The sequence below is a fragment of the Mycobacterium sp. genome (genome assembly GCF_050701675.1).
In the GTDB taxonomy this organism is placed as follows: Bacteria; Actinomycetota; Actinomycetes; order Mycobacteriales; family Mycobacteriaceae; genus Mycobacterium.
In genome coordinates, this window is the sequence record NZ_JBOGDD010000204.1 from 1 (window position 1) to 3962 (window position 3962).

Sequence of the window (3962 nt, forward strand, 5' to 3'; positions counted from 1 at the left end):
GGACAGCGTTCGGAGCGATGTCATCGAATATCTGAAGGAACAAGTCCAACACTTCCTGGCGTTCGGTATCGCTGCTCGCTACTTGAATCACATCAAGAAGCTACGCGCGCTCCGTGACATCCACAGCGGGGTCGACGACAGTCATCGAGGAGTGATCTTCTCGATGCGAACGAGACGAACTGGGCGTTTGCGGACGTTGACCGCGTTGGCTTCGTTAACTAATTGCTGGTCAAGAGGTTGGCGGCGTTGGCTATTTGGGTTCTTCGCCGAAGCTACTGCGGACGGATTGCGGACGCCGCCGTCGTCGACTCGCCGGAGAGAGAGCGGACGCTGGCCGTGCAAGGCGTCGCCCAATTACGACCAGGGGACACCCCCCACCCCCTTCTAGCGTTCCGCCCGCCGGAGGAGGAATGATGCGTTGTGTGCCCAGTTTGGTTTCCCCCGCCATTGCGGTCGGTTCGCTTTCCGAGTCAGCACAGCCGTCGATTTCTGTAAGCGCGGAGGCGACGCTTCGGCCATGGATGCCTCGGGACGCTCCCGCGCTCGTAGCAGCCTATGCAGACCCTGCCATTCAGCGTTGGCATGTGAAGCGAATGGATTCGACAGATGAGGCAAGCGGATGGATCGACCGTTGGCGGAGTTACTGGACCGACGAGACCGAAGCACACTGGGCTCTTGTGTCCTCGTCTGATGAACTATTAGGCCGCATGGCTCTCAAGGGGCTGAATCTTGAAGACGGTAAGGCTGGACTTGCGTACTGGATCGTCGCCAACGCCCGAGGACGAGGACTATGTACTAAGGCTGCCTTGTCATTGTCCAACTGGGCGTTTCAGGAGCACGGCTTTCATCGAATCGGGCTAGAGCATTCTGTGGCGAACACCGCGTCCTGTCGCGTCGCGGTCAAGGCAGGTTTTCGAGCAGAAGGCACGCGGCGTGGCGCGGGGTTTCATGCCGACGGATGGCACGACATGCACCTCCACGGTCGTCTCAGCGACGATGAGGCAAGCTTGTGAATGCAACGGGAGGCGGCTACTGCGACAACGCGGCGCTACACGCGGGTTAGTCCGAAACACTAAGAACGCGGTACACGGTTGCACGGCTGACGCCGAGAGTCGTTGCGACAGTGATAGCCGACTCCCCGCTGTCATGCATGCGGCGCGCCAGAGCGACCTTCTCATCCGTCAGAGCTTTTGGACGACCGATGGACTGTCCGCGAGCCCTACGTGCATCCCTCGATGCGCTGCGGCGCTCCTTACCTAGTTCCAACTCAAGCTCGGCGAGGCTGGCGAGAACACCGGCCACCATGCGGCCCGCAGCGGTCGCGGTGTCGATGCCTTCGCGCAGCGACCGCAAGACGATTCCGCGCTCTTGCAACTCGCGGATCGTCATCATTACCTGAGCAGCATTGCGGCCCAATCGGTCGATGCCGACGACCACGATGGCGTCACCTTCGCGGGCGTAGTTCAGCAGTGCGTCGAGTCCGGGGCGTTGCGCCTGCGCCGATGCCCCAGACAGCTTGTCTGTGTACACGCGCTCCGCGTTAACGCCAGCAGCGGTGAGTGCATCGAGCTGTTGGTCCAGTGACTGGTGCTCGGTGCTCACCCGCGCATACCCGAGTTGCGTGCCGGTGGAGGTCGGAGCGGCTGCGGTGGTCATGGCCTAAGTCCAATACCGTTCAGTTAAGACTACATGGGTGTAGTTTGTAGGGATGCCTCGTGCGGGTTGGCGTAAGCCGGAGTCGGATCGTCGGTTGTCGGATTTGGTGTCGGTGGGTGTGCTGACGCGGGTGTTCCCGCCGGCGTTGGTGGATGAGGTGATTGAGGCCTCGGGCCGGACCCAGGTGCGTCATCGTGCGTTGCCGGCACGGGTGATGGCGTATTTCGCGATCGGGATGGGTCTGTACTCCGACGGTTCGTATGAAGATGTGTTGTCGCAGCTCACTGATGGTCTGGCCTGGGCTTCGGGGTGGCGCGAGCAGTACCGGTTACCGGGTAAATCGGCGATCTTTCAGGCGCGGGAGCGGCTGGGATCGCAGCCGCTGGCGGACTTGTTCACGCGAGTGGCTCGGCCTGTGGGCGAGCCGGATGCGCCCGGGGTGTGGCTGGCCGGGCGGCGGCTGGTCGCGATCGACGGGACCTGCCTGGACGTGGCCGATACCGCGGTCAACGACGAGTTCTTCGGTCGGCCTGGAGTGAACAAGGGCGAGAGATCGGCGTTCCCGCAGGCACGGCTGCTGGCGGTCGCCGAGTGCGGCACTCACGCGATCTTCGCCGCGACGATCGGTGCCTACCGCGACGCTGAGTCCAAGATGGTCGAGGGCCTACTCGGCGCTCTGACTCCGGGAATGCTGTTGTTGGCCGATCGCGGGTTCTTCTCATATGCATTGTGGCGTAACGCTTCTGATACTGGAGCGGATATGCTCTGGCGAGTGAGTACCGGCCGCAACGGGCCGACGCCGACGCATGTCGAGGATCTGCCCGATGGGTCCTGGCTGGCGCATCTGCGGGCCAGCACCGATCGGTACGGCGAGCCGATGCTGGCCCGAGTCATCGACTACACCGTCGATGACGGCCGAGACAACCCTGCCGTCTACCGACTCGTGACGACCCTGCTCGATCCCGTTGAAGTACCCGCAGTAGATCTGGCGGCCGCCTATGCGCAACGGTGGGAGATCGAGAGCGTCTTCGACGAACTCAAGACCCATCAGCGCGGCTCCAAAGTGGTGCTGCGTTCGAAATCGCCCGACCTCGTCCTTCAGGAGATCTGGGGATATCTGTGCTGCCACTACGCGATTCGCTCCTTGATGAGCCAAGCCGCCGACCACGCCGGGCGTGATCCGGACCGGCTCAGCTTCACCGCCGCATTACGTATCGCGCGTCAGTCCGTCGCCCAGCAGGGTGCTTTTTCCCCCTAACCGGCGACGATCAGCCGACCACCACTGGCGCGCCTTCCTGCATCGACTCCTGGACCGCATCAACCCGCCACGACGCCGACGATCAGCGCCCCGAGTGATCAAACGCAAGATGCCCAAATGGCACGTCAAAAGGACTGCGCACCAACACTGGCCTCAACCCGAACATCCACCCAGTATCGCAATCCGCAGCCACTAACTGAACGGTATTGGGCCTAAACGATTGCGCCACGGCGCGGAAAGGAGTCGTCATGTAGGAGACGACTGGCTTGGAAGTGGTTGCTGCACAGGAGATGAAGGTTTTGTGGCCCTTCGGCGTCGTCCTTTTGGGGGATGGTGTCAAACCACCTTGAGCTGCATTGGCTGAAGACCGTCGTGGTGAGCGTCGAGGAAAAGGGGGCGGGAGAGTCGTCAGGTGGGGACCGGGAAGACGAACGTGAGTGAACCACTGCTGAAGCGTCGAGATTTAGGAAGCGACATCGAAACCGGGGTCTCAATGCAATCCCGGGATGAGTCTGGCGGGTGCCCGAGTTATTGGCCAGGCGGTGTCCGGCGTGCAGGTGGCGTGAGTCTGCGGCTGCTGTGCGGAACGTGGGAAGACGCGTGTCGACACTGACGACCGCCCCCGTTTGGTGGGTGGTGGGAGAGAGGGAGCGCACCGAACGGCTGAAACCGGAGGTGTTGAGTACCGTCGCGGCATCAGCGTGCGCCCCGCCCGCAACGGCGCCCTCATGACCCTCGCGGCCGATCTCCCGCTGCGATCATCGCTGACCTACTGGGCATGCACATCAACACTGCAATCCGATGGGTCAGATACGCCGGACGGGATTGGGCCGACTACCTCGCCGCCCGAGCGGCCGAACAGGACAAGAAGTCCGGAGAAGCCGGGGAATAATGTTGGGCCGGAATATCGCCTCGCCACCGGCAACGAGCGAAACAGTTTACGCACCAACGCGTTCCGAATCTTGAAGACCACGCATACGCGATGACGGTGAGCGTGCTCAGGGGCACTACTTTGCCACGTAAACTTGCGGCCGGGCCTGTCAGAGAT

3 protein-coding genes are annotated in these 3962 nt (G+C 62.2%); 2 read left to right on the forward strand and 1 reads right to left on the reverse strand.

Annotated elements, in window-relative coordinates:
- Positions 1-413 precede the first annotated feature (413 nt).
- On the forward strand, positions 414-1013 hold the full coding sequence (locus ACRDUX_RS05895; RefSeq protein ID WP_526411921.1) for a GNAT family N-acetyltransferase: 600 nt from the start codon (positions 414-416) through the stop codon (positions 1011-1013).
- A gap of 46 nt (positions 1014-1059) precedes the next feature.
- Here the strand turns inward: ACRDUX_RS05895 and ACRDUX_RS05900 are convergent, their stop codons facing one another.
- Positions 1060-1656: a recombinase family protein gene (locus ACRDUX_RS05900; RefSeq protein ID WP_526411923.1), complete on the reverse strand. Its 597-nt coding sequence runs from the start codon at positions 1654-1656 to the stop codon at positions 1060-1062.
- A gap of 52 nt (positions 1657-1708) precedes the next feature.
- Here ACRDUX_RS05900 and ACRDUX_RS05905 point away from each other — a divergent pair, with 52 nt between their 5' ends.
- Positions 1709-2914 carry an IS4 family transposase gene (locus ACRDUX_RS05905; protein WP_526411924.1) on the forward strand — a complete coding sequence of 402 codons (1206 nt, stop codon included), beginning with the start codon at positions 1709-1711 and terminating at the stop codon, positions 2912-2914.
- Positions 2915-3962 lie beyond the last annotated feature (1048 nt).

What these genes read in the sequence shown, in the direction of transcription:
- ACRDUX_RS05900 (WP_526411923.1), bottom strand. Translation starts at nt 1,656, where the DNA reads ATGACCACCGCAGCCGCTCCGACCTCCACCGGCACGCAACTCGGGTAT.
- ACRDUX_RS05905 (WP_526411924.1), top strand. Translation starts at nt 1,709, where the DNA reads ATGCCTCGTGCGGGTTGGCGTAAGCCGGAGTCGGATCGTCGGTTGTCG.
- ACRDUX_RS05895 (WP_526411921.1), top strand. Translation starts at nt 414, where the DNA reads ATGCGTTGTGTGCCCAGTTTGGTTTCCCCCGCCATTGCGGTCGGTTCG.